The organism is Giesbergeria sinuosa, from assembly GCF_042652905.1.
In the GTDB taxonomy this organism is placed as follows: domain Bacteria; phylum Pseudomonadota; class Gammaproteobacteria; order Burkholderiales; family Burkholderiaceae_C; genus Simplicispira; species Simplicispira sinuosa.
Genome location: NZ_JBHSHJ010000009.1, coordinates 18179 through 43346, shown reverse-complemented (window position 1 = coordinate 43346; position 25168 = coordinate 18179). Strand labels below are relative to the sequence as shown.

Sequence of the window (25168 nt, the reverse complement as noted above, 5' to 3'; positions counted from 1 at the left end):
CCTGGAGTGCTTTCCGTGCCCATCTCTCGCCGCCATGCCACTGCCGCTTTGCTGAGTGCCCCACCAGCGGCCCTGTGGGGCTTACCTGGCCCCGCACAGGCACAAGCACGGGGCCGACACCATGTGGTCATTGGCTTGTCGTTGGAGCCTAATAGCCTCGACCCCACCTCGGCCCCTTCGGCCTCTATTGGCGAGGTGGTGCATTACACCGTGCTGGAGGGGCTGACCCGCATTGAGGAGAGCGGTGCCGTGTCGCCCTTGCTGGCCCAGTCTTGGAGCCGCAGCCCAGACGGCAAGACCTATACGTTCCAACTGCTGAAAGGGGTGCGTTTTCATGATGACGCCCCTCTGGATGCCGCGGCAGTCAAGTTTTCGTTTGAACGCGCCCAAGCCCCGCACTCCAACAATAAAGCCCAGCGCACCCTGTTTAACAACGTCACCGGCATCACCACACCCGATCCGCATACGGTGGTGATTACCTTGCAACACCCGGATGGCAATTTTTTGTTTCGCTTGGGCGAAAACACAGCCGTGATCCTGCATCCGGCCAGCGCGGCCCAAGCCAGCGGCCACCCCATAGGCACTGGCCCCTACCGCTTTGAGCACTGGAAAAAGGGCCACAGCATCCACTTGCGCAAGTTTGCAGGCTACCGGCAAGCCAGCCAAGTGCAGTTGGAGCGGGCGGTTTTTCGCTTCATCAACGACCCGGTAGAACAGGCCAGCGCGGTGTTTGCCGAAGAAGTAGACATTTTGTTCAACATTGCTACACAAAATGTGCAGCAGTTTCAGTCCAACAACCGTTATCAGGTGGTGATTGGCTCCTCCAATGGCAAGGGTATGCTGGCCATGAACAACCGGCGCAAACCCTTGGACGATGTGCGGGTGCGCCGGGCCATCACCCATGCTATTGACCGCGAAGCCTTTATCCAGCGCATGTTGGATGGGCGTGGTCGGGTGATTGGTAGCCATTTCTCACCCTCAGAGCCCGGCTATGTGCATCTGGCAGGTTTGTACCCCTATGACCCAGCCAAGGCGCGGGCCTTGCTGCAAGAAGCGGGGGTCAAGACGCCACTGACCTTGGGCCTCACGTTGCCGCCCACCCCCTATGCCCGCACCGACCGCTCCATGCTGATGGACAACTTGGCCCAGATCGGGATTGAGCTCAAGCCCGAGCATGTTACTTGGCCGCAATGGCTGGAAGGTGCCTTCAAGGGGCACTTTGATCTGACCATGATCAACCATGTGGAGCCGCTGGACTACCCGATTTATGCCGACCCCGATTACTACTTTGGCTATGACAGCCCAGTCTTTCGGGAGTTGATGGCCCGCCACGCTGCCAGCGACAACCCCCGCGAGCGCCAAATGCTGTTTGCCCAACTCCAACGCCATCTGGCGCAAGATGCGGTGAATGCTTGGATTTTTGCCTCGCAAATCACCGCCGTGGCCCGCAAGGGGCTCAAGGGCTGGTGGATGAACTACCCTATTTTTGCGCACGACATTGCAGCGATGCGTTGGGCCTGATACGAGGCCACACGCACCGCTGGTGCCCGGTGCGCGCCTTAGGGCTTGGCGCTGTGGGCGGCGTTGGCGGCGGCCAAGGCCGTCATGTTGACCACACGGCGTACCGTGGACGATGGCGTCAGCACATGCGCCGAGGCTGCCGCGCCCAACAACACGGGGCCAATGGTGGTGCCGTGGCCGCTGGTGGTTTTGAGCACATTGAACAAAATGTTGGCTGCATCCAAGTTGGGGCAGATCAGCACATTGGCCGCACCGGTCAGGGTGGTCTCGGGCAACATGGTGCGGCGCATGGCATCGGACAATGCAGCATCGCCATGCAATTCACCATCGCACTCGATGTGCGGTGCAGCATGAACGAACAGGTCACGCGCTTGGCGCATTTTGCGGGCCGAGGCCCGGCCCGACGAGCCGTAGTTGGAGTGCGACAAAAAGGCGACCTTGGGCGGCAAGCCAAAGCGTTGCACTTCTTCAGCGGCCATCAAGGCGATGTCGGCCAACTCTTCGGCACTGGGGTCTTCGTTGATGTAGGTGTCGGCAATGAACAGTGTGTGCTGCTCTAGCATGAGTGCATTGACGGTGGCCAATGTGGGGGTAGCGGGGGCCAGCCCAATCACATCACGGATGTGGTCGAGGTGGCTGTCAAACTTGCCCACCAACCCGCACAGCATGGCATCGGCATCGCCCAAATGCACCATGAGCGAAGCGATCAGGGTGTTGGAGCGGCGCACAATCACTTTGGCGGCCTCGGGGGTCACGCCACGGCGGCCCATCAAGCGGGCATAGGTTTCCCAATAGCGGCGAAAGCGCGGATCGTCTTCGGGGTCGCAGATTTCTACATCTTTGCCGGGCTGGATGCGCAGGCCTGCTTTGTCGATGCGAGCGGCAATCACTGCGGGACGCCCAATCAGGATGGGGCGTGCCAGACCATCATCAACGGCCACTTGGGCCGCACGCAGCACGCGCTCGTCCTCGCCTTCGGCGTAGGCTACGCGGCTGTGGGCCAGCTTGGCGGCGTGAAACACCGGGCGCATGAACATGCCCGTTTGGTAGACAAAGCGGTTGAGGCTTTCGCGGTAGGCTTCGATGTCGGCAATCGGGCGGGTGGCCACCCCAGACTCGGCAGCAGCCTGCGCTACAGCAGGGGCAATGCGCAAAATCAGGCGGGCATCGAAGGGGGTGGGGATGAGGTAGTCGGGGCCAAACGTCAGGTCTTTACCAGCGTAAGCGGCGGCCACTTCGTCGCTGGCTTCGGCCTTGGCCAAATCGGCAATCTGGCGCACGCAGGCCAGCTTCATGGCATCGGTGATTTTGGTGGCACCGCAGTCTAAGGCACCCCGGAAGATGTAGGGAAAGCACAGGACGTTGTTGACTTGGTTAGGATAGTCGGAACGGCCCGTGGCAATGATGCAGTCGGGGCGTGCGGCCTTGGCCAGCTCGGGGCGGATTTCTGGCTCGGGGTTGGCCAGCGCCAAAATGATGGGCTTGTCGGCCATCGTTTTGACCATTTCCACGGTGAGCACGCCAGGGGCAGAGCAGCCCAAAAATACGTCGGCACCACTGACTGCATCGGCCAGCGTGCGGGCACTGGTGGTGCGGCAGTAGGTTTGTTTGGACACATCCAGCTTGCCCGCTTTGGCATCATCGCGCTCGGTGTGGATCACGCCCTTGGAGTCGCAGACGAGGATGTTTTCTACCCTCACGCCCAACCCCACCATAACGCCCAAACAGGCAATGGCAGCAGCACCGGCCCCAGAGACGGCCAAACGCACTTGGCTGATGTCTTTGCCCACCAGCTCCAGGCCGTTGAGCAACGCAGCCGAGGAGATGATGGCGGTGCCGTGCTGGTCATCGTGGAACACCGGAATGTTCATGCGCTTGGAGAGTTCGCGCTCGATGTAGAAGCATTCGGGGGCTTTGATGTCTTCGAGGTTGATACCGCCCAGGGTTGGCTCCAGCGCCGCAATGATATCGATCAGCTTGTCGGGGTCGTTTTCGGCCAGTTCGATGTCAAACACATCCACGCCGCCAAACTTTTTGAACAGGCAGCCCTTGCCCTCCATCACGGGCTTGCTAGCCAGCGGGCCGATGTTGCCCAAACCCAGCACCGCCGTGCCGTTGGTGACCACACCCACCAAATTGCCGCGCGAGGTGTATTCGTGTGCCAGGTTGGGCTCGGCCTCAATATCCAAACAAGGGTAGGCCACGCCGGGGGAGTAGGCCAAAGACAAGTCGCGCTGGTTGGACAGCGGTTTGGTCGGGGTGACAGAGATTTTGCCCCGGCTAGGATTGCGATGGTATTCGAGTGCGGCTTCGCGCAAGGCTTGTTCGGCGGTAGAGAGGGTTTGGGTCATACACAAAAGGTTTCTGAGCGATTAGCAGAATGAGCTTACCCGATGCTGATGTCTTTTGACCAGACTATGGTACTTTGGGCTACACCAGCCATGCCCTTTTGGCAGCATAGCTATGCCACATTATTTTGGGCCTGATACAGCCTTAGAACATGGTACATCAGACTATGGAGCTATTAAACTTGTAGCAAAATAAATTCAACGCTATAGTCCGCCGCACCGCTGTCCCATCTCTATTGCGCAAGGAGACGCCCGATGAGCTCAAAAGAAAACACTGCCACCTACCAGCTGTTCGAACGTATTGAACGCCGTTATGCCCTGCGTGTGCTGTGGGCCTTGCGCGATGGGCATCCCCAAACTTTTCGTTTGCTGCAAGACAGTGTGGGCGGCATTACCCCCAACACCTTAAACACCCGCATCAAAGAGCTGCGTGAGGCCGGTTTTCTAAACCACGGCAGCGATGGTTACACCGTCACACCGTTAGGCACTGATTTGCTCAAACGCCTGAGCGATGTGCAAGCCTTTGCCAACCGCTGGGCCAGCGCCCGCGCCAAGCGATAAATGCCGCCGGTTTCGGCTACATTGTGCAACGCATGGGCCTTGCGCCCTCGTCCACCAAGCGCATCGGGCGCTTGTTTTCTCTCGCATCACAAGGATATTCATGGCATTCAATACCACTGCATCGGGCCTGCAATACGAAGACACCGTCGTTGGCGAAGGCACCGAAGCCACACGCGGCCAATCCGTCACTGTGCACTACACCGGCTGGCTCTACCAAGACGGCCAGCAAGGCGCCAAATTTGACTCCAGCCGCGACCGCAACGACCCCTTTGTATTTGGTCTGGGTGCTGGCATGGTCATTAAAGGCTGGGACGAAGGCGTGCAAGGCATGAAGGTGGGTGGTCAACGCACCCTGATCATCCCCGCCGCCTTGGGCTATGGTGCCCGTGGTGCAGGGGGTGTCATTCCACCCAATGCCACGCTGAAGTTTGATGTGGAACTGCTCAAGGTGGGCCGCTGATTGTGGGGCCGGGCCGGGCCGCGTGTGTCCACCGACTCACCAGCACGGTCATGAGCAACCCCGCAGGCACCCCAAACACCCCAGCAGAAATGGGCAAAATGCCCCACCACAGGCCATCGCCCAATAACAGGTTAGGCAATGCGGCCCGCACAGCAGCCACATTGCTCAACATATAGTAGGCGGCTACACCCAAACCGGCCATCATGCCCGCCACAGCCCCTTGGCGGGTGGTGCCGCGCCAAAAAATGCCCAGCACCATCACCGGCACAAACGCCGATGCGGCCAACGAGAAAGAGGCCGTGACCAACGGCAAAATGTCGGATGGCTTGAGCGCCGCCACAAAAGCCGCAGCCAGAGCCACCGCCAACAAAATAAACTTGGTCAAAATCACCCGCTGCTCAGGCGAGGCCGCCTGATCGGGGTCGGCCACATACAAATCACGCACCAGTGCGTTGCTGATAGTCAACAACAAGCCATCGGCGGTAGACAGCGCCGCTGCCAGCCCCCCAGCCACCACCAGCCCCGACACCACATAGGGCAGCCCGCCCAACTCGGGCGTGGCCAGCATGATGAGATCGGCACCCAAGCGGATCTCGCCAAACTGCACCACCCCATCACCATTCACATCTTCAATCGACAACAACGAGGCGTCTACCCGCGCCCACTGGGCCATCCAGTGTGGCAAGGCATCAAACGGACTGCCCACCAAATTGTGCATCACCTCAAACTTCACCAGCACTGCCACCGCAGGCGCACTGAGGTAGAGGATGGCAATAAAAAACAGCGACCACGCTACCGATGCCCGTGCCCCCGCCACCGACGGTGCGGTGTAATAGCGCGTGAGCAAATGCGGCAGCCCTGCTGTACCCACCATCAGGCAAAACATGAGCGCCAAGAAATTGCGGCGCGTGTCTTGGTATTCGGCCTGTTCCTGTGCCGAGCCCTCTGGATCTCCGGCATAGGCTTGGCTATGGCGTGGCAGCCCCCCCAAGGGCTGGGCGCGGGCATAGTTGTCGCGCATTTCTTGGCGCCAACGCTCGCGGGCGGTGGCAGCATCGCGTGGCAAAGCGGCCAACTCACGGCTGGCGGCCACAATCAAACCCACATCCTCATTCTGCGCCCGCAACCGATGCACGCGCTCCTGCATCGCCAAACGTTGCTGCTCCAGCGCCCCTTCTACATCTTCCAAGCGCACCTGCAACTCTAAGGCCCGGCGCAGATAAGCAGCAATCACCTCTTGCTCTGCTGGCGATGCCAACAACTGCTTCTCCAACTCGGCAATCTTGCCCAGCTGCTGCCCATAAACCAATGGGGCGATTGGATTGCCCAACTGCTTATAAGCCAACCAAGAAACCGGAATCAGAAACGCCAACAAAATCACCACATACTGCGCCACCTGCGTCCAGGTGATGGCACGCATGCCGCCCAGAAAAGAGCACAGCAACATGCCCCCCAGGCCCAGCATGATGCCAATTTCAAACTGCACCCCCGTCAGGCGCGAGGCAATCAGCCCCACCCCATAAATTTGGGCCACTAGGTAGGTAAACGAGCACACCACCGCCGCCAAGGCCGCAATCACACGCGGCCAGTGGCCCCCAAAACGCACCTGAAAGAACTCTGGCACCGTATACAACTGCATGGCCCGCAAATGGGGGGCAATCAACAGTGCCACCAAACAAAACCCCCCCGTCCAGCCCAGCAAATAGGCCAGCCCCCCTGCCTGCCCCGGCGTGCCAGAAAAGCCCTGCAAATACAGCGCCCCCGACAAACTGATAAACGAGGCCGCACTCATCCAGTCGGCAGCCGTAGCCATGCCGTTATAAAACGGCGGAATACGCCGCCCAGCCACATAATATTCTTCGGGGTCTGCGGTACGCCCATACACACCAATGGCCGCATAGACCATCACCGTCAGAAAAAGAAAAATCGGGCCAATCCACTGGCGCGACAGGCCACGGTGTTCGGCCCAAGCCATCAGGCCCACAAAACCCAGCACCCCCAGCGCATACAAGGCCAGATTGCGGTGCAGACGGCGCAGATAGGCGCGGTCTGTGCCAGCGCCCGGCTCAGCCATGCCGGGCAGGCCGGGCGGCCGCAGCAGCCACAACGGCCGTGGTGGGTGCGTCAGGCAAGGGGTGGCGGTCAATATAGGCCATGACCAAGGCATAGACCAACACGATGGCCAAAAACACCAACACCACCCCCTGCGAAGCCAGCCAATAACCCAAAGGCCAGCCATACACCTGTAAAGATTGCAGATCGCGTGCAAAAAACATAACCCCAAAGGCTGCCAGCCCCCACAGCAGCAGCAACACCGCCTGCAATCGCAGGCGGCGTGGGTCGGGTTTGGGCAGTATCACCGGTGGCAACGCCACAGGCGTGCCACTGGCTTCTGGGGTGGCGTGGATGCGGGTCACCACGCGCGCAGGTTCAACCTGCCAGTTGTTGCCAAGTCGCGATCACGCTGTCTGGATTGAGCGAGATCGAGGAAATGCCCTCATCGGCCAGCCACTGAGCAAAGTCAGGGTGGTCGCTGGGGCCTTGGCCGCAAATACCAATGTACTTGCCCTGTGCCAAACAAGCCGTGATGGCTTGGTGAATCAAGGCCTGCACTGCAGGATCGCGCTCATCAAAGTCGGCAGCCAGCAATTCCAGACCCGAGTCCCGATCCAAGCCCAAGGTGAGCTGGGTCAGATCGTTAGAGCCAATCGAGAAGCCATCAAAATATGCCAAGAAGCGATCTGCCAAGATGGCATTGCTTGGGATCTCGCACATCATGATCAGCTTCAAGCCGTTCTCACCGCGCTGCAGACCATGTTGTGCCAACAGTTGCGTCACGCGCTCGGCCTGGCCCAATGTGCGCACAAAAGGCACCATGATCTGCACATTGGTCAGGCCCATGTCGTTGCGCACCCGCTTGAGGGCTTCGCACTCCATCGCAAAAGCTTCGCCAAACTCTTGGCTCACATAACGGGCTGCACCGCGGAAGCCCAGCATTGGGTTTTCTTCTTCTGGCTCGTAACGGCTGCCACCAATGAGCTTGCGATATTCGTTGCTCTTGAAGTCCGACAGGCGCACGATGACGGGCTTGGGCCAGAAAGCGGCGGCAATGGTCGCCACGCCTTCGGCCACCTTGTCCACATAGAAGGCACGCGGCGAGGCATGGCCCCGCGCCACCGACTCGACCGCCTTTTTCAGGTCGGCATCTACAGCGGGGTAGTCCAAGATGGCCTTGGGGTGTACGCCAATGTTGTTGTTGATAATGAACTCGAGGCGGGCCAAGCCCACGCCTTCGTTGGGCAACTGGGCAAAGTCAAACGCCAACTGCGGGTTGCCCACGTTCATCATGATTTTGGTCTTGATGGGGGGCATCGCGCCGCGCTGCACTTCGGTCACTTCGGTCTCTAGCAAACCGTCATAAATACGGCCTGTGTCGCCTTCGGCACAAGAGACAGTGACCAGCGTGCCATCCAACAACTTGTCGGTGGCATTGCCACAACCCACCACGGCCGGAATACCCAATTCACGCGCGATGATGGCGGCGTGGCAGGTGCGGCCACCCCGGTTGGTGACGATGGCGCTGGCGCGCTTCATCACCGGTTCCCAGTTAGGGTCGGTCATGTCAGTCACCAGCACATCGCCGGGCTGCACCTTGTCCATCTCAGAGATGTTATGCACCAAGCGCACTGGGCCAGTGCCAATTTTTTGCCCAATGGCGCGGCCTTCGGCCAGCACCGTGCCGGTGCCCTTGAGCTTGTAGCGTTGCTCGGCTTGGCCCTTGGCTTGGCTTTTCACGGTTTCGGGGCGGGCTTGCAGGATGTAGAGCTGGCCGTCGGTGCCGTCTTTGCCCCATTCAATGTCCATAGGGCGGCCATAGTGCTGCTCAATCACCAGCGCATAGTGGGCCAATTGCTCTACATCGGCATCGGTGAGCGAGTAGCGGTTACGCAGTTCGGGCGCTACATCGGTGGTCTTGACCAGCTTGCCGCTGGCGGCCTTTTCTTCGGGGCTAGAGAACACCATTTGAATCAACTTGCTGCCCAAGTTGCGGCGAATCACGGCCTTGTTGCCGGCCTTGAGCATGGGCTTGTGCACATAAAACTCGTCAGGGTTCACCGCACCTTGCACCACGGTTTCGCCCAAACCATAGCTGGAGGTAATAAACACCACCTCTTCAAAGCCCGATTCGGTGTCGATGGTGAACATCACACCGGCAGCGCCCAAATCCGAGCGCACCATGCGTTGCACACCAGCAGACAAAGCCACCACATCATGGGCAAAACCCTTGTGGACGCGGTAGGAGATGGCACGGTCGTTGTAGAGCGAGGCAAACACTTCCTTCATTTTGTGCAGCACGTCTTCGATGCCAACCACATTGAGGAAGGTTTCTTGCTGACCGGCAAACGAGGCATCGGGCAGGTCTTCGGCAGTGGCCGAGGAGCGCACCGCAAAGCTGGCTTGTGGGTTGCCAGCCGAGAGTTGGGCAAACTCTGCACGCACAGCCGCCTCTAAATCGGCCGGGAAGGGGTGGTTCTCCACCCAGCCCCGGATTTCAGCACCTGCGGCAGCCAAGGCGCGCACGTCTTCCACGTCCAACGCAGCCAGTTTGGCGCTGATTTTGTCGGCCAGCCCCTCAAAGGCCAAAAATTCGCGAAAGGCATGGGCCGTGGTGGCAAAGCCGGTAGGCACGCGCACGCCCTCGGGCAATTGCGAAATCATCTCGCCCAAACTGGCGTTTTTGCCGCCGACCGATTCGACATCGGTCATTCTCAGGTTTTCAAACGGTACCACCAAGGCGGTTGGGCTGAAAAGTGCAGACATAGGAGTGCTCCAGAAGTTAAAACCGGCTCAAAGGCCCACGCCCGTGCAATGCGGCGGACGAGGCAACACCCCCAGCAGGAAAGCAGCTTTATCGTTGTTCTTATGGGCCGCTGCCCATGCTGGGCGCAGAATTTAGATAATCCCGCGATTGTAGGCTCCTCCCCTGGAAAATCGTCATGCACACACGCACCGTATTTTTTGTCTCCGATGGCACCGGCATCACCGCCGAAACCTTTGGCAATGCCATCCTGGCGCAATTTGAAATGGTGCCACGCCGTGTGCGCCTGCCCTTTGTCGATACCGTAGACAAGGCCCATCAGGCCGTGCGCCAAATCAACCACACGGCAGAGCTCGAAGGACGCAAGTGCATCGTCTTCACCACACTGGTCAACATGGAGGTGCTCAAAATCCTGCAAGAAGGTTGCAAAGGCATGCTGTTAGACATGTTTGGCACCTTTGTCCATCCACTTGAAGAGGAACTGGGCATCAAGTCGCACCACCGCGTGGGGCGCTTTTCTGACATCAGCAAAAGCAAGGAGTACCACAGCCGCATTGAGGCCATCAACTTCAGTCTGGCCCACGATGATGGTCAGAGCAACCGCGACTTGGCCGGGGCCGATGTGATTTTGGTTGGCGTCAGCCGCAGCGGCAAAACACCCACCAGCCTGTATTTGGCGATGCAGCACGGCCTCAAGGCGGCCAACTACCCGCTGATTCCCGAAGATTTTGAGCGCCGTCAATTGCCACCAGCACTGGTGCCGCACCGCAAAAAGATTTTTGGACTGTCAATCGGCCCCGAACGGCTGTCCGAAATCCGCAGCGAGCGCCGCCCCGACTCGCGCTATGCCAGCTTGCAAAATTGCCGCCATGAAGTGGCCGAGGCTGAAGCCATGATGCGCCGCTCGGGCATCCGCTGGCTCTCGACCACCACCAAATCCATTGAAGAGATTGCCACCACCATCCTGCAAGAGCTGCAACCCGACCGGCTGGTGTACTGAGCATGGCCGCCTTGCAGATTGCCGTCATGGGTGCTGGGGCTGTAGGCAGCTACTACGGTGGCCTGCTGGCCCGAGCAGGCCATGCCGTCACCTTGATTGCGCGGCCTGCCCATGTGCAGGCCATCGAGCAACACCAGGGATTGTGGCTAGAAAGTGCCTCTTTTACGGGGCGTGTGCCCGTGCGTGCAGCCACCGAGGCCCGCGCAGTGCAGGGGGCACAGTTTGTGCTGTTTTGCACCAAGTCCACCGATACCACCAGCGCCGGGCAAGACATGGCGCCCCATCTGGCCTCTGGTGCCGTGGTCTGGAGCCTGCAAAACGGCGTAGACAATGCCCAACGGCTCACACAGGTGCTGGGGCGGCCTGTGGCCCCAGCCGTGGTCTATGTAGCCGCTGCGATGGCGGCACCGGGCCATGTGTGCCACCTGGGTCGGGGTGAGCTGGTGGTAGGGCCACACCCCGGCCATGCGCCACTGCTGGCCGCACTGACCCATGCCGGAGTACCGGTTCAAGAATCGAACAACGTCACCCACGCCCTATGGGCCAAACTGGTACTTAACTGCGTTTACAACCCCCTGTCAGCCATTGCCGATCTGAGCTACGGCCCCTTGCTGGCAAGCCACGGGGTGGAGCAAGTGGTGCGCAACACCGTGCAAGAATGCCTGGCCGTGGCCCATGCCAACGGTATCGTCTTGCCACCAGACACCCTCGACAAGGTGCTGCAACTGGCGGCCACCATGCCACAACAAAAATCTTCCACAGCCCAAGACTTGGCCCGTGGCAAGCGCAGCGAGATCGACCACCTCAATGGCTTTATCGTTCGCGAAGGGCAACGGCTAGGCATTGCTACCCCGGTCAACCAACTGCTGCACACACTGGTGCGCCTGCGCGAGTCACATCCCCCCGCTGCGGGCGCAAGGGCCGCATGACACAGAAAGCCATCCTCCCCACACAGCGCCAGCGGCTACTGCGTTGGGGCTTTTGGAGCCTGCTGCTGGCCGTGGTGGTGTTGTCTTTGCTGCCCACCAGTTATTTGCCACCACAGGCTTTTAGCCTGTGGGACAAGGCACAGCACGCCTTGGGCTTTTTGGCGCTGGGCCTGCTGGGGCAGGCGGCCTACCCAAGCCAGCGCATCCCGCTATGGCTGGCCCTGCTGACCGTGGGCGGCGCCATTGAACTGGCCCAAGCAGCCACCGGCTGGCGCTACGGCGAATGGGCCGACTGGCTGGCCGATGCACTGGGACTGTTGGCAGCCCCTGCCATGCAAACCCTGTGGCCTGCACGGCACCGCGCCCCCACGCAGCCTTAGTCGGCAGCCAGAAAGTCGCGCCCAATACCCACGCCAATGTCGTTGATACGCAGCAAAATCTGCGTCAGGTAAGCGTGCAAGCCGGTGGCCAAAATTTCGTCGATACGGCCATACTGCAAATCGGCCAGCAGGCGGCCCACCAAACGCTGGGTTTCCTGTGACTGGCCGTTGGCCACCCGGTCGAGGTTTTGCCGTACTTCCAACATACAGGCCAACAAGGAGCGCGGCATCGACGGGTTCAAGATCAACAACTCGGCCACACGCTCGGGGCGAATGCCATCGCGGTACACCTTGCGATAGATCTCAAAGGCCGAGAAGCTCCCGAGCACGGCGCTCCAGTGGTAGAAGTCGTACTCTTGGTCGCGGCCATTGTCGGTGCCGTGGAACTCACTGTCCAAGGCATGAAACTTGGCGTCCAGCAGGCGTGCCGTGTTGTCGGCCCGCTCCAAAAAGGTGCCCAAACGCAGAAAATGCAGCGCCTCATCGGCCAGCATGGTGCCCAAAGTCACCCCCCGCGAGAGATGGGAGCGAAAGCGCACCCACTCAAAGAACTGCCCCGGATCGGCTTCCAACTGGCCGCTGCGCAGCAGCCGGTTCACTTCTAGCCAAGTCTGGTTTTGCATTTCCCAGGCTTCGGTGGTCAGGGAGCCACGCACAGCACGGGCATTTTCGCGCGCAGCACGCAAACAAGACAAGATAGAGGCCGGATTGCTCTCGTCCGCCACCATGAACTGCAACACATTGCGGGCAGTGATCTCGCCATGTTTAGCCTGATAAGCCGGGATCAGCTCACTGATGGACAGCAGCCCCTGCCAGTTGGTTTGCGCTACAGCAGCCGATTGCGGCAGCAGCGCAGTTTCGTAGCCCACATTGAGCATGCGGGCGGTATTCTCGGCCCGCTCCATGTAGCGGGACATCCAGAAAAGGTGGTCAGCGGTTCGGCACAACATCCATACTCCTCTCAAACTTCCATGATCCAGGTGTCTTTGGTGCCGCCCCCTTGGGAGGAGTTGACCACCAAGGAGCCTTCTTTGAGGGCCACCCGCGTCAAGCCACCGGGCACCATCTGCACCGTTTTGCCACTGAGGACAAAGGGGCGCAGGTCAATGTGGCGCGGCGCAATGCCTTGCTCGACAAAAGTGGGGCAGCTCGACAGACTGAGCGTGGGTTGGGCGATATAGCCCGCCGGGTTGGCACGCAGCACCTGGGCAAATTCGGCAATCTCGGCCTGCGTGGCGGTGGGGCCAATCAACATGCCGTAGCCGCCCGCGCCATGCACTTCTTTCACCACCAAATCTTTCAGGTTAGCCAGCACATATTGCAGGTCTTCGGGCTTGCGGCACATCCAAGTGGGCACGTTGTTGAGGATGGGCTTCTCACCCAGATAGAACTCAATCATCTTGGGCACATAGGGGTAGATGGATTTATCGTCGGCCACCCCGGTGCCCACCGCATTGCAAATGCTGACGTGGCCCGCCCGGTAGGCGTCCATCAGGCCCGCACAACCCAAGGCCGAATCGGCACGGAAGACCGCCGGGTCAAGGAAGTCATCGTCCACACGGCGGTAAATCACATCCACACGCTCTGGCCCTTGCGTGGTGCGCTTATAGACAAAGCCATCGCGCACAAACAGGTCTTGGCCCTGCACCAACTCCACGCCCATTTGCTGTGCCAAGAAGGCATGTTCAAAATAGGCGCTGTTGTACATGCCGGGGGTGAGCACCACCACGTTGGGGTCGGAAGCGCCCGTGGGGGCGCTGGCGCGCAAGGTCTCCAGCAGCAGATCGGGGTAGTGCGCCACTGGGGCGATGCGGTTTTGGCTGAACAGCTCTGGGAACAAGCGCATCATCATCTTGCGGTTTTCGAGCATGTAGCTCACGCCGCTGGGCACGCGCAGGTTGTCTTCGAGCACGTAGTATTGGCCGTTACCGGCGCTGTCGGGGGCGCGCACAATATCGACACCGCTGATGTGCGAATAGACATTGTTGGGAACGTTGACCCCCATCATCTCGGGGCGAAACTGGGCATTGTTGACCACCTGCTCACGCGGAATCACGCCCGCCTTGAGGATTTCTTGGTCGTGGTAGACGTCGTGAATAAAGCGGTTCAGTGCCGTGACCCGCTGCACCAGCCCTTTTTGCATCTGGCTCCACTCTTGCGCCGGAATGATGCGCGGAATGAGGTCAAACGGAATCAGGCGCTCGGTGCCGGCGCCATCTTCATCCTTGGCACCATACACCGCAAAGGTGATGCCCACGCGGCGGAAGATCATTTCCGCCTCTTCACGGCGCGCACGCATGGCCGCCTCCGTCTGCCGCTCTAGCCATTGGGCATAGGCAGCGTAACCGGAGCGCACATCGGTGCCACACCGCAAACCCTGTTGTTGCACCTGCCCGCCCCCGTGTGGCAAAGGGGGCAGCGTGGCGTACATCTCGTCGAATTTCAGCATGGTGTTTTCTCCTGCCGAGGCTTTAAGCAAGGAGTGGGCCAGCTTCCCACACGTTGTGTTGGCGCAGCTTTTGCTTGAGGGGCTGTTACAACGCGCCTTGGGGCGTGCCTGCAAAAACCCTATCCCCTTTTGCTCTTATGTCGATACACGCTGCCCTACACCACGTTACCCACTACCAATACGACCGTCCCATCAATTTGGGGCCACAGTTGATTCGCCTGCGGCCTGCACCGCACTGCCGCAGCAAGGTGGTGTCGTACTCGCTGCGCGTAGAGCCAGCGCAGCACTTCATCAACTGGCAGCAAGACCCCTTTGCCAACTACCAAGCACGGTTTGTTTTTCCAGAGAAAACCACCGAGTTCAAAGTGACGGTGGATTTGGTGGTGGAGATGGCGGTCTACAACCCGTTTGACTTCTTTTTGGAGCCAGAGGCCGAGCAGTTTCCGTTTGGTTACAACGCCGCTACCACCGAGGAGCTGGCCCCCTATCTAGCCACCGACCCCATCACACCATTGCTGGCCGCTTATTTGGCCCAAATAGACCGCAGCCCCCGGCGCACGATAGATTTTTTGGTGGATCTGAACACCCGCCTGCAACGCGACATTGGTTATCTGATTCGGCTAGAGCCCGGTGTGCAACCCCCCGAAGAGACCCTCACCAAACGCTCTGGCTCCTGCCGCGATAGCGCCTGGCTGATGGTGCAGTTGCTGCGCCACTTGGGGCTGGCGGCCCGCTTTGCCTCGGGCTACCTGATTCAGCTCAAGCCCGATGTCAAATCGCTCGATGGCCCCAGCGGCACTGAAGTGGACTTTACCGACCTGCACGCTTGGTGCGAAGTCTATTTGCCCGGTGCAGGCTGGATTGGCCTTGACCCCACTTCGGGTCTGCTGGCCGGTGAAGGCCATATTCCGCTGGCCTGCACGCCACGCCCTTCGGGCGCTGCACCGATTGAGGGCGGTCTGGACGAGTGCGAAGTAAAGTTCCAGCACACGATGGAACTGACGCGCATTTATGAGTCGCCGCGCGTCACCAAGCCCTATAGCGAAGAGCAGTGGAGCGAGGTGCTGGCGCTGGGCGATCTGGTCGATCAGGTGCTAGACGCCGGGGATGTGCGCCTGACGATGGGCGGTGAGCCCACTTTTGTGTCCGTCCACGACCGTGATGCACCAGAATGGAACACCGATGCCCTCGGCCCCACCAAACGCGGCTATGCCACCGAGTTGGTGCATAAGCTGCGCACCGAATACGGGCAGGGCGGCTTTTTGCACTTCGGTCAAGGCAAGTGGTACCCCGGTGAACAACTGCCGCGCTGGGCGCTGTCCATCTACTGGCGGGCAGACGGCGAACCCGTCTGGCACAACCCAGCCCTGTTTGCCGACGAGCGCCAAACGCAACACTACACCAGCGAAGATGCCAGCCGCTTTACACAAACACTGGCGGGCAAACTAGGCCTGGACGGCCAGCACATCACCCCCGGCTATGAGGACACTTGGTATTACCTCTGGCGCGAGCGCCGTCTGCCCATCAATGTCGATCCGTTTGACTCCCGACTCGATGATGAGATGGAGCGTATGCGCCTGCGCCGGGTGTTCGATCAAAAGCTCGACAGCGTGATTGGCTATGTGCTGCCACTGCAAGCCAACCCCGGTGCCGATGACCACCACACCCTCTGGAGCAGCGGCCCGTGGTTTTTCCGTGATGGGCGCATGTATCTCATTCCGGGCGACTCCCCCATGGGCTACCGCCTGCCACTGGACACCCTGCCTTGGGTCAGCCAAGCAGACTACCCCTATCTGATCGAACAAGACCCCTTTGCCCCCCGCAGCAGCTTGCCACCAGCCACCCAGCTGCGCGCCCAATACGCACCGCACAGCGTAGGGGGCGGTTTTGCCGAAGGGGGCAGCGTAGCCGTGCAAGGCCAAGGCCACACCGACAGCCATGCCCCGCTGCTGCACGATGGCCGAAACCAGTCCCCCTCGCACGCAACGGTCATGCCCAGCCATGTGCCCCAGCGTTTTGAATCGGCCCACTGGACTACACGCACTGCCATCTGCGTCGAAGCACGCGACCCCATGCGCGCCAATGGCCCCAAGGCCGAACGTGAACATGGCTGCAACTTTGCCCATGACGGGGGGGGGCTGTATGTATTTATGCCACCACTGCAACGGCTCGAGGATTACCTGCGCCTCTTGGCCGCCATTGAGGCCACGGCAGAAGAGCTGGGCGTACAAATCGTGCTGGAAGGCTATCCACCACCGCGTGACCCGCGCCTAAAGCTGCTGCAAGTCACCCCTGACCCCGGCGTGATTGAAGTCAACATCCACCCAGCCCACCACTGGGGGGAGCTGGTGCAACACACCGAGTTCCTCTACCAAGCAGCCCACGAGTCGCGCCTGTGCGCCGAAAAGTTTATGACCGATGGCCGCCACACTGGCACCGGCGGTGGCAACCACTTTGTGCTCGGCGGGGCCACCCCGGCAGATAGCCCCTTTTTGCGGCGCCCTGAACTGCTGGCCAGCCTGATCTTGTATTGGCACAACCACCCCAGCCTGAGCTACCTGTTCAGCGGCATGTTCATTGGCCCCACCAGCCAAGCCCCACGCGTAGATGAGGCGCGCAACGACCAGTTGTATGAATTGGAAATTGCACTGCAAGAAATCCATGCCAATCGGCAAAAGTTTGGTCAAGACATGCCACCGTGGTTGGTCGATCGCACACTGCGCAACATCCTGATCGATGTCACTGGCAACACCCACCGCAGCGAGTTCTGCATCGACAAGCTCTATTCACCCGACAGCAGCACGGGCCGTTTGGGCCTGTTGGAATTGCGCGCCTTTGAGATGCCGCCGCACGCCCGCATGAGCATCGTGCAGCAATTGCTGCTGCGCGCACTGGTAGCCCGCTTCTGGGATCAGCCCTATCTGGCCCCCGCCACCCGCTGGGGCACCGAACTGCATGACCGCTGCCTGCTGCCCACCTTTGTGCAGATGGACTTCTCTGATGTGCTGGCCGACATGCGCCAAGCCGGTTTTGCTTTTGACGATGCGTGGTTTGCACCCCACTTTGAGTTCCGCTTCCCACGGGTGGGGCAGGTGCACAGCATGGGCATCGAGCTGACCCTGCGCACCGCGCTAGAGCCGTGGCACGTCATGGGAGAGGAAGGCTCTGCCGGGGGCACCGTGCGCTATGTCGACTCCTCTTTAGAACGCATAGAAGTGCGTGTCAGTGGGCTGAACCAAAGCCGCTACGTCATCACCTGCAACGGCCAGCCGCTGCCCTTGCAATCCACAGGTGTCGCTGGCGAATATGTGGCCGGGGTACGTTACAAGGCCTGGAACCCACCGTCGAGCCTGCACCCCAGCATCGATACGCACGCCCCACTGACCTTCGATATCCTAGACACCTGGATGAAACGCTCGGTCGGCGGATGCCAGTACCATGTCGCCCATCCTGGCGGTCGCAGCTACGACGTTTTTCCGGTCAACGCCTATGAGGCCGAAAGTCGACGCTTGGCACGCTTCTTCCGCATGGGGCATACCCCTGGCGCAATGCAAGTGCCGCCCGCCACCATCGAACTGCCCGGCAGCCGCGAATTCCCGTTCACACTGGATTTGCGCCGCACGCGCTAACCCCGCGTGAGGCCGCGCCCTGTACCTGAAAACTTTTGACGTGACGATTCTCTCTCCCCTGTCCCCGGTGGCGGCAGCCCCTGAAGCCTCCACCGCCGATCTGGCACTGTCCATGGCAGCCCCGGCCCTGCCGGGGCATTACGACGAACTGCGTGGTGGCACTGGCCTGCCCCATGACGACAGCACAGACACCACTATGGCGCCAGCCTGGCGGCAGTTCTTCTCCCATCCGGGCACACAGAACCTGGCCGATCTGAACCGCCGCCAGACCAGTTTGGAGCAGCAAATCCGCGACAACGGTGTCAGCTACAACGTCTATGCCGACAGCAGCAACCCACAACGGCCTTGGTCGCTGGATTTGTTCCCACTGATCGTGCAAGCCGACGAGTGGCGCCATATCGAGGCGGGTGTATTGCAGCGGGTGCGCCTGCTGGAACACACCCTGCAAGACGTCTATGGCCCCCAAGAATTGCTGCGCGATGGTTTGTTGCCAGCGGCTCTGGTGCAAGGCCATCCGGGCTACCTGCGCACACTGCACGGTCTGGCCCCAGTGGGCGGCAACCGCCTGCAAGTGTGTGCGTTTGACTTGGCCCGTGGCCCCGATGGCCGCTGGGCCGTGGCTGCGCAACGCACCCAAGCCCCCTCGGGGCTGGGTTATGCGCTGGAGAACCGCCTGTCTATCTCGCGGCTGTTTCCGCAGGCGTTTGACTCTTTGCAGGTACAACGTCTGGCCTCGAGCTACCGGGCGCTGATTGACGGTTTGCGCAGCATGTCACCCGCCGGGGCCGATGCCCACATCGCCCTGCTCACCCCCGGCCCCTACAACGAAACCTATTTTGAACAAGCCTACCTGACGCGCTATTTGGGCATCACGCTGGTGCAAGGCAACGACCTGACCGTGCGCGACAACCGCTTGTTCTTGCGCACATTGCGCGGCCTTGAGCCAGTGCATGTGCTCATCAAGCGGGTGGACGATGCTTGGTGCGATCCGCTGGAGTTGCGCGCCGACTCATCGCTGGGCGTGCCCGGTTTGCTGCAAACCCTGCGCAGCGGCAACCTGCTCATGGCCAACATGCCCGGATCGGCCTTTCTGGAATCTGTGGGCATGCTGGGATTCATGCCCAAACTCTCGCGCCGCCTGCTCAATGAGGAATTACAACTGCCATCGTGGCCCACCTGGTGGTGTGGCGAACATGCAGCACTGCAATCGGCCACCGCCCATCTGGCCCAATGTGCCATCAAGCCCACTTACACCGGCTCTGCGTTGCATGGGCAGTTTGCGGGGCTGCAATGCAGCACATTAGACGCCCACGAGCGCGCCGCTTGGCTAGAGCGTTTGCACCAGTCGGGCGAAGAATTTACGCTGCAACAAGAAATCCCCCTGTCGCAAATGCCCACTTGGGATGCCCAATCCCAGCCTCCACGCATTGTGCCGCGCGAAGTCATGCTGCGTGTGTTTGCCCTGACCGACGGCCAGCAATCGTGGCGCGTGTTACCCGGCGGGCTGGGGCGCATCGTTAGCACACAAGACAGCGTATTGAGCCTGCAACGCGGGGGCAGCAGTGCCGACGTTTGGGTGCGTGTCGATGCCGAGCGCGGCCACACGGTCGATCGCACCACCCTGCTCAACAAACGCATTACCCCGGCCACCGTTGCGCAATACCGCCGTGTAGTCACCAGCCGAGCGGCCGAAAACCTGTTCTGGTTGGGCCGCTACACCGAGCGCAGTGAAAACAGCCTGCGCCTGGCGCGCCTGACCCTCTCCACCTTGGGCAGCGCCGGGCAATCGTGCTTGCCACTGGTCAAATGGCTGGGCAGCTTGGCAGCCTCATGCTCTTTGGTGCCTGCCGATGTGCCCTCGCCCATGCTGGCGCGGCGGGTGTTCACCCGCGCGCTGGTGGCCGGGTTGGGCAACCCCGACACCACGGCCAGCGTCGGCTTTAACCTGCGGGCGCTGCGACAAGTAGCCTCCTCCATTCGCGAACGGCTCTCGCAAGAGCATTGGGGCTTGATCCTGCGCACCGAGCAGCATTTCTTTGAACGCTGCGCCGATCTGGTCGATGGCAATTACTCTACGCTGGACGTGCTGCGGGTACTCGATTCAGTCAGCCCCAATCTGGCCGCCATGACTGGCGAACAAACCGACCGCATGACCCGCGATGATGGCTGGCGCTTGCTGTCGATTGGCCGCCAACTGGAGCGGCTGGATTTTCTGGGCATGGCACTGGCACGGGCCTTTGAGTCAGGGGCCATGGCCGAATCGGCAGGCTTTGAAGCCGTGCTGGCCTTGTTTGACAGCACCATCACCTTCCACGCCCAATACCAGCGCAGCCGCGACGTAGCGGCGCTGCTGGAATTGCTGGTCATCAGCCGCGACAACCCGCGCTCGCTGGGCTGGGTGGTACAAACCCTGCGTGGGCGCCTGGCCAAACTGGCCTGCGATGCCGACGACAGCCTGCTGGCCCTGACCCCCGACCCCAACCAATGGGCGCTCGCGCAGTTGTGCAATGACGAGGTGCCACTGCCCGCGCTGGGGCAATTGCTAGAACGCTGCACCAGCGCCACTTGGCGCGTCTCCGATGGCATCAGCCTGCGCTACTTTACCCACACCCACGAATCCTCACGCAGCCTGGGTGCCTGAGGCGCAGGGTCTTTCTTTTCTTCCTGAAGGTGAACGCCGCATGTTGTTACAGGTCACCCACGAAACCCGCTACGACTATCAGCCAGCGGTGGAGACGGCACAGCATGTGTTGTGTCTGCGCCCCATCCAAACCCCCTGCCAGCAGGTGCTAGAGCACCAGCTGGACATCCATCCGCGCCCCGCCTCACGCACTGAGCGCGAAGACGTATTTGGCAACCACCTGTGCCACTTCTCGATGCAAAGCCCGCACGAGACGCTGCGCGTGGTCTCACACAGTGCCATCCTGACACACACGCCAGCACCAGCCACCAGCCACACTGCGTGGGAGACCGTGCGCGAGAGCCTGCGCTACCAATATGGCATGGTGTACGACCCCGCCGTGGAGTTCACTTTTCCATCGCAGCATATTCCTCGGCACCATGAGTTTGTCAATTACGCCCGCCCCAGCTTTACCCCTGGGCGCTCTCTGCGAGAAGCAGCGCGCGAATTAATGCAGCGCATCTACCAAGACTTTACCTATGCGGCCCAAAGCACCGAGATCAACACCCCGGCCCTGACGGCGCTGGCCCAGCGCAAAGGGGTATGCCAAGATTTTGCACAAATCCTGATTGCCTGCCTGCGCAGCTTGGGCCTGCCGGGGCGTTATGTGAGCGGCTACCTGCTCACCACTCCACCACCCGGCAAACCGCGCCTGATTGGCAGTGATGCCTCACATGCTTGGGCACAGGTCTATTTGCCCGATCTGCACGCCCAACACCCCGGTCAAGGCTGGTACGACCTCGACCCCACCAACAACCGCGATGGCTGGGGCACCCCCGGTGAAGACTACGTCACCGTGGCCCGGGGCCGTGACTACAGCGATGTGGCCCCGATGCGCGGCGTCATCCACGGTGGCACCCGCCACACCCTGCATGTGGGGGTGACGGTAGCGCCGGTAGAAGAGAGTGTCGACGCCTAAAACCGTTCTTCAGTGCCGAATCAGGTGGTCAAAGGCGCTCAATGCCGCCTTGGCCCCTTCGCCGGTGGCGATGATGATTTGCTTGTACGGCACCGTGGTGCAATCACCAGCGGCAAACACGCCTGGCACATTGGTATGCCCCTTGGCATCCACCACGATTTCGCCCATACGGTTCAGCTCTAGCGTGCCCTTGAGCCAATCGGTATTGGGCAACAGGCCAATCTGCACAAAGATGCCTTCCAACGCCACCTGCTTGATCTCGTCGTTGGTGCGGTCTTTGTAGGTAATACCCGTCACCTTGTGGCCGTCGCCGTTCACCTCCGTGGTTTGGGCATTCAGAATGATGTCCACATTGGGCAGGCTGCGCAATTTGCGTTGCAGCACGGCATCGGCCTTGAGTTCGGCGGCAAACTCCAGCACCGTCACATGGGCCACCACACCGGCCAAGTCAATGGCCGCTTCTACGCCCGAATTGCCACCGCCAATCACGGCCACGCGCTTGCCTTTGAATAAGGGGCCATCGCAATGTGGGCAGTAAGTCACGCCCTTGGTGCGGTATTGCTCCTCGCCGGGCACGTTCATGTTGCGCCAGCGAGCACCCGTGGCCACAATCACCGCTTTGCTGCGCAGGCTGGCCCCATTGTCTAATTGCACCTCAATCAGGCCACCAGCTTCGGCAGCCGGTACCAAGGCTTTGGCGCGTTGCAGATTCATTACCTCCACGTCATAGTCGCGCACATGGCGCTCCATCGCGGCGGCCAGTTGCGGGCCTTCGGTTTTGGGCACAGAGATGTAGTTTTCGATGTCTACGGTGTCGAGCACTTGGCCGCCAAAGCGTTCGGCTGCTACGCCAGTGCGAATGCCCTTGCGCGCGGCATAAATGGCGGCGGCAGCACCAGCGGGGCCACCACCCACAATCAACACCTCAAACGGCTCTTTGGCAGCCAGTTTGGCTGCTTCTTTGGCCGCTGCGCCGGTGTCAATTTTGGCGACAATCTCGGCCAACTCCATCCGGCCCTGACCAAATTTTTGGCCGTTCAAAAAGATGGTGGGCACGCCCATAATCTCGCGCGCCTCAATCTCATGCTGGAACACGCCGCCATCAATGGCCGTGTGGGTGATGCGCGGGTTGAGCACGCTCATCAGGTTGAGCGCCTGCACCACGTCTGGGCAGTTGTGGCAGCTCAGGGAGTAGTAGGTTTCAAAGTGAAAATCGCCTTCCAAGCCACGCACCTGCTCCAGCAGGTCGGCTGCTTCTTTGGAAGGGTGGCCGCCCACTTGCAGCAGCGCCAGCACCAGCGAGGTAAATTCATGGCCCAACGGCACGCCAGCAAAGCGCAGGCCCGTGTCTTGGCCGGGATTGGTAATTAAGAACGAGGGCTTACGCACATCGGCATCGTTCTTCTCTACCACCGTCACCTTGTCTGAGACGGAGGCAATATCATGCAGCAGCTCCTTCAGCTCGTGCGACGTGGCACCGTCATCCAGTGTAGCCACCAACTCCACCGGACGTTGCAGGCGCTCCAAATAGGACTTCAATTGGGCTTTGAGGTTGTCGTCGAGCATAAGAAAACTCCTGAGAAATCAAAATTTGGGGTAAAAAAAACCCAGGCGCCAAGCACCTGGGCGTCTTTATGGGGCTAAAAAAGTGCGGTGCAGACCGACTTAGATCTTGCCCACCAAGTCAATCGACGGAGCAATCGTCTGGGCGCCTTCTTTCCACTTGGCAGGGCACACTTGACCGGGGTTGGCGGCGGTGTACTGGGCAGCCTTGAGCTTGCGCAGGGTTTCCGACACGTCACGGGCAATCTCGTTGCTGTGGATTTCAGCGGTCTTGATTTGGCCTTCGGGGTTGATGATGAAGGTGCCGCGCAGTGCCAAACCTTCTTCAGGGATATGCACGCCAAAGGCATTGGTCAGGGTATGGGTGGGGTCGCCCACCAGCGGGAACTTGGCCTTGCCCACAGCGGGGCTGGTTTCGTGCCAAACCTTGTGGCTGAAGTGGGTATCAGTGGTCACGATGTAGACCTCGGCACCGGCTTTTTGGAAGGCTTCGTAGTTGTCGGCAGCGTCTTCAATCTCAGTGGGGCAGTTGAAGGTGAAAGCGGCAGGCATGAAGATCAGCACAGACCACTGGCCCTTCAGGCTGGCATCGCTCACTTCCACGAACTTGCCATTGTGGAAGGCTTGGGTCTTGAAGGGCTGGACTTGGGTGTTGATCAGGGACATTGCGGTTTCCTTTCGGTGGTTGAAACTGAACACGGAACGAAGTATGGCCGAAGCCATTACATACATCCAATCAATTGATTCGATTGAATCGATATCATTTAACTATTAACCTATACCTACCCGCCGCGCAGGAAGATTGCTGCACGTTCTGCGCGCAGGCAGCACAATATATATCTATCTCTCAACCAGGAGTCCACCATGAAGGGTGACACCCAGGCCATCGGCCATCTGCAAGCCCAGCTCAAAAACGAGCTGACCGCCATCAACCAGTATTTTCTGCATTACCGGATGCTCAAGCACTGGGGTTTTGACAAACTGGCCAAGAAGGAATACTCCGAATCCATCGGCGAGATGAAACATGCCGACTGGCTGATGGATCGCATCTTCATGCTCGATGGCCTGCCCAACCTGCAAGACCTGGGCAAACTGCAAGTAGGCGAGACCGTGCCAGAAATCCTGGCCTGCGATCTGCGTCTGGAGCAAGCTGCACAAGCCACCATCAAAGAGGGTATGGCCCACTGCGAGAGCGTGCGCGACTACGTGTCACGCGATCTGCTGCAAAAGATCTTGGATGACACCGAGGAACATATCGACTTTCTGGAAACCCAGCTCGAACTGGTGGACAAGGTAGGTCTGCAAAACTACCTGCAATCCCAAATGGGCACGCCCGAATAAGGGTTGCGGCCGGTTTATCCGGCGGCTGCACGGGCAGCCGCCAGTGCCCGCTTGTTGCGCATGCGTGGCACATACACCGATTGGGGGGCACCGTTGATGGCCGACAGCCCCAGCACCAACGTGACGGTGGGTGCTTCAGGCCGCTCATCCGTGGGTGGATAGGGCCGGTAAATACCATTACCTCCCCCCACAAATGGCACCGGATGGAAGACCAAGCGCACCGTGCCACGCTGCCCCCCAAAGGGCAATACGCGCAAACGTGCATTGAGTGCCAACACCAAGCCCATAGGGCCGTCGCGGTGGAGCAAATCGGTGCGCACTGCCTGCCAAGGCTTGGCCTCGTCCAGCGAATACTGCCAAACGCCTATTTGAGAGTCCAACCGCTCAATCACCACCCCCGCCAGCACGGGTGTGTCGGTGCAATGCATAGCCACAATGTCTTCTACACTGTTGCCACCCAAGGCGCTGGGCTGTGCAGTGGCCCCGTGGGAGCGAAAAGCGTGGATATTGATGGGAGAGGTCATGGCAGTATCCTTCAGAAGGCGGCCATCACGTCCAAGACGGTGATA

The 25168-nt window shown here is 60.2% G+C and carries 19 protein-coding genes; 10 read left to right on the top strand and 9 right to left on the bottom strand.

Features of this window, described 5'->3' with window-relative positions:
* The first annotated feature begins 15 nt into the window (after positions 1-15).
* Positions 16-1521, top strand: coding sequence for an ABC transporter substrate-binding protein (locus ACFO6X_RS11520; RefSeq protein WP_382433153.1), 1506 nt, complete (start codon positions 16-18; stop codon positions 1519-1521).
* Positions 1522-1559: 38 nt separating this feature from the next.
* Here ACFO6X_RS11520 and ACFO6X_RS11515 read toward each other — a convergent pair whose 3' ends face one another.
* The gene (locus ACFO6X_RS11515) at positions 1560-3872 is read right to left on the bottom strand and encodes an NADP-dependent malic enzyme (protein WP_382433151.1); all 2313 of its coding nucleotides are present in this window, start codon (positions 3870-3872) and stop codon (positions 1560-1562) included.
* Between the two features lie 252 nt (positions 3873-4124).
* On the opposite strand from ACFO6X_RS11515, the gene ACFO6X_RS11510 reads away from it, so the two are divergent.
* Together ACFO6X_RS11510 and ACFO6X_RS11505 are read left to right on the top strand one after the other, a co-directional pair.
* Positions 4125-4430 (top strand): winged helix-turn-helix transcriptional regulator, encoded by a 306-nt coding sequence (locus tag ACFO6X_RS11510; RefSeq protein ID WP_382433149.1) that lies wholly within the window; start codon positions 4125-4127, stop codon positions 4428-4430.
* Positions 4431-4530: 100 nt separating this feature from the next.
* Positions 4531-4890: an FKBP-type peptidyl-prolyl cis-trans isomerase gene (locus tag ACFO6X_RS11505; RefSeq protein ID WP_382433147.1), complete on the top strand. Its 360-nt coding sequence runs from the start codon at positions 4531-4533 to the stop codon at positions 4888-4890.
* On the opposite strand, the gene ACFO6X_RS11500 is transcribed toward ACFO6X_RS11505, so the two are convergent.
* Genes ACFO6X_RS11500 through ppsA form a run of 3 tightly spaced genes read right to left on the bottom strand, consistent with a single transcriptional unit; the run spans position 4874 to position 9711 of the window.
* Positions 4874-6964, bottom strand: a complete 2091-nt coding sequence (locus ACFO6X_RS11500) for a sodium:solute symporter family protein (RefSeq protein ID WP_382433145.1) — start codon at positions 6962-6964, stop codon at positions 4874-4876. The two genes, ACFO6X_RS11505 and ACFO6X_RS11500, sit on opposite strands and share 17 nt — an antisense overlap.
* Positions 6957-7307 (bottom strand): DUF4212 domain-containing protein, encoded by a 351-nt coding sequence (locus tag ACFO6X_RS11495; RefSeq protein ID WP_382433143.1) that lies wholly within the window; start codon positions 7305-7307, stop codon positions 6957-6959. Before ACFO6X_RS11495 ends, ACFO6X_RS11500 begins: the two co-directional genes overlap by 8 nt.
* A gap of 13 nt (positions 7308-7320) precedes the next feature.
* The gene (gene ppsA, locus ACFO6X_RS11490; RefSeq protein WP_382433141.1) at positions 7321-9711 is read right to left on the bottom strand and encodes a phosphoenolpyruvate synthase; all 2391 of its coding nucleotides are present in this window, start codon (positions 9709-9711) and stop codon (positions 7321-7323) included.
* A 176-nt stretch (positions 9712-9887) separates the two neighbouring features.
* Between ppsA and ppsR the strand changes: the two genes are divergently transcribed.
* Genes ppsR through ACFO6X_RS11475 form a run of 3 tightly spaced genes read left to right on the top strand, consistent with a single transcriptional unit; the run spans position 9888 to position 12018 of the window.
* Positions 9888-10709: a posphoenolpyruvate synthetase regulatory kinase/phosphorylase PpsR gene (gene ppsR / locus ACFO6X_RS11485; RefSeq protein ID WP_382433139.1), complete on the top strand. Its 822-nt coding sequence runs from the start codon at positions 9888-9890 to the stop codon at positions 10707-10709.
* Positions 10710-10720: 11 nt separating this feature from the next.
* Complete coding sequence (locus ACFO6X_RS11480) at positions 10721-11638, top strand: ketopantoate reductase family protein (protein WP_382433297.1); 918 nt, start codon at positions 10721-10723, stop codon at positions 11636-11638.
* Positions 11635-12018: a VanZ family protein gene (locus tag ACFO6X_RS11475; RefSeq protein ID WP_382433138.1), complete on the top strand. Its 384-nt coding sequence runs from the start codon at positions 11635-11637 to the stop codon at positions 12016-12018. Before ACFO6X_RS11480 ends, ACFO6X_RS11475 begins: the two co-directional genes overlap by 4 nt.
* On the opposite strand, the gene ACFO6X_RS11470 is transcribed toward ACFO6X_RS11475, so the two are convergent.
* Both ACFO6X_RS11470 and ACFO6X_RS11465 read right to left on the bottom strand, forming a co-directional pair.
* Positions 12015-12968 (bottom strand): alpha-E domain-containing protein, encoded by a 954-nt coding sequence (locus tag ACFO6X_RS11470; protein WP_382433137.1) that lies wholly within the window; start codon positions 12966-12968, stop codon positions 12015-12017. The genes ACFO6X_RS11475 and ACFO6X_RS11470 overlap by 4 nt on opposite strands.
* A gap of 11 nt (positions 12969-12979) precedes the next feature.
* Positions 12980-14467: a circularly permuted type 2 ATP-grasp protein gene (locus ACFO6X_RS11465; protein ID WP_382433136.1), complete on the bottom strand. Its 1488-nt coding sequence runs from the start codon at positions 14465-14467 to the stop codon at positions 12980-12982.
* Between the two features lie 137 nt (positions 14468-14604).
* On the opposite strand from ACFO6X_RS11465, the gene ACFO6X_RS11460 reads away from it, so the two are divergent.
* The 3 genes from ACFO6X_RS11460 to ACFO6X_RS11450 all read left to right on the top strand — a co-directional run bounded on the left by ACFO6X_RS11460 (position 14605) and on the right by ACFO6X_RS11450 (position 21695).
* Positions 14605-18096 carry a transglutaminase family protein gene (locus ACFO6X_RS11460; RefSeq protein ID WP_382433134.1) on the top strand — a complete coding sequence of 1164 codons (3492 nt, stop codon included), beginning with the start codon at positions 14605-14607 and terminating at the stop codon, positions 18094-18096.
* A 112-nt stretch (positions 18097-18208) separates the two neighbouring features.
* On the top strand, positions 18209-20737 hold the full coding sequence (locus ACFO6X_RS11455) for a circularly permuted type 2 ATP-grasp protein (RefSeq protein ID WP_417398469.1): 2529 nt from the start codon (positions 18209-18211) through the stop codon (positions 20735-20737).
* Positions 20738-20777: 40 nt separating this feature from the next.
* Complete coding sequence (locus ACFO6X_RS11450) at positions 20778-21695, top strand: transglutaminase family protein (protein ID WP_382433130.1); 918 nt, start codon at positions 20778-20780, stop codon at positions 21693-21695.
* A 9-nt stretch (positions 21696-21704) separates the two neighbouring features.
* On the opposite strand, the gene ahpF is transcribed toward ACFO6X_RS11450, so the two are convergent.
* The gene (gene ahpF, locus ACFO6X_RS11445) at positions 21705-23261 is read right to left on the bottom strand and encodes an alkyl hydroperoxide reductase subunit F (RefSeq protein ID WP_382433128.1); all 1557 of its coding nucleotides are present in this window, start codon (positions 23259-23261) and stop codon (positions 21705-21707) included.
* Positions 23262-23360: 99 nt separating this feature from the next.
* Positions 23361-23924 carry an alkyl hydroperoxide reductase subunit C gene (gene ahpC, locus ACFO6X_RS11440; protein WP_382433126.1) on the bottom strand — a complete coding sequence of 188 codons (564 nt, stop codon included), beginning with the start codon at positions 23922-23924 and terminating at the stop codon, positions 23361-23363.
* Between the two features lie 198 nt (positions 23925-24122).
* On the opposite strand from ahpC, the gene bfr reads away from it, so the two are divergent.
* On the top strand, positions 24123-24599 hold the full coding sequence (gene bfr, locus ACFO6X_RS11435; RefSeq protein ID WP_382433124.1) for a bacterioferritin: 477 nt from the start codon (positions 24123-24125) through the stop codon (positions 24597-24599).
* Between the two features lie 14 nt (positions 24600-24613).
* Here bfr and ACFO6X_RS11430 read toward each other — a convergent pair whose 3' ends face one another.
* On the bottom strand, positions 24614-25123 hold the full coding sequence (locus ACFO6X_RS11430; RefSeq protein ID WP_382433122.1) for a hypothetical protein: 510 nt from the start codon (positions 25121-25123) through the stop codon (positions 24614-24616).
* Between the last annotated feature and the right edge of the window lie 45 nt (positions 25124-25168).

Coding starts and splice junctions, on each gene's coding strand:
- ACFO6X_RS11450 (WP_382433130.1), top strand. CDS start 20,778: ATGTTGTTACAGGTCACCCACGAAACCCGCTACGACTATCAGCCAGCG.
- ACFO6X_RS11510 (WP_382433149.1), top strand. CDS start 4,125: ATGAGCTCAAAAGAAAACACTGCCACCTACCAGCTGTTCGAACGTATT.
- ACFO6X_RS11470 (WP_382433137.1), bottom strand. CDS start 12,968: ATGTTGTGCCGAACCGCTGACCACCTTTTCTGGATGTCCCGCTACATG.
- ACFO6X_RS11465 (WP_382433136.1), bottom strand. CDS start 14,467: ATGCTGAAATTCGACGAGATGTACGCCACGCTGCCCCCTTTGCCACAC.
- ACFO6X_RS11430 (WP_382433122.1), bottom strand. CDS start 25,123: ATGACCTCTCCCATCAATATCCACGCTTTTCGCTCCCACGGGGCCACT.
- bfr (WP_382433124.1), top strand. CDS start 24,123: ATGAAGGGTGACACCCAGGCCATCGGCCATCTGCAAGCCCAGCTCAAA.
- ahpF (WP_382433128.1), bottom strand. CDS start 23,261: ATGCTCGACGACAACCTCAAAGCCCAATTGAAGTCCTATTTGGAGCGC.
- ACFO6X_RS11505 (WP_382433147.1), top strand. CDS start 4,531: ATGGCATTCAATACCACTGCATCGGGCCTGCAATACGAAGACACCGTC.
- ACFO6X_RS11475 (WP_382433138.1), top strand. CDS start 11,635: ATGACACAGAAAGCCATCCTCCCCACACAGCGCCAGCGGCTACTGCGT.
- ACFO6X_RS11515 (WP_382433151.1), bottom strand. CDS start 3,872: ATGACCCAAACCCTCTCTACCGCCGAACAAGCCTTGCGCGAAGCCGCA.
- ahpC (WP_382433126.1), bottom strand. CDS start 23,924: ATGTCCCTGATCAACACCCAAGTCCAGCCCTTCAAGACCCAAGCCTTC.
- ACFO6X_RS11500 (WP_382433145.1), bottom strand. CDS start 6,964: ATGGCTGAGCCGGGCGCTGGCACAGACCGCGCCTATCTGCGCCGTCTG.
- ACFO6X_RS11460 (WP_382433134.1), top strand. CDS start 14,605: ATGTCGATACACGCTGCCCTACACCACGTTACCCACTACCAATACGAC.
- ACFO6X_RS11455 (WP_417398469.1), top strand. CDS start 18,209: ATGGCAGCCCCGGCCCTGCCGGGGCATTACGACGAACTGCGTGGTGGC.
- ppsR (WP_382433139.1), top strand. CDS start 9,888: ATGCACACACGCACCGTATTTTTTGTCTCCGATGGCACCGGCATCACC.
- ppsA (WP_382433141.1), bottom strand. CDS start 9,711: ATGTCTGCACTTTTCAGCCCAACCGCCTTGGTGGTACCGTTTGAAAAC.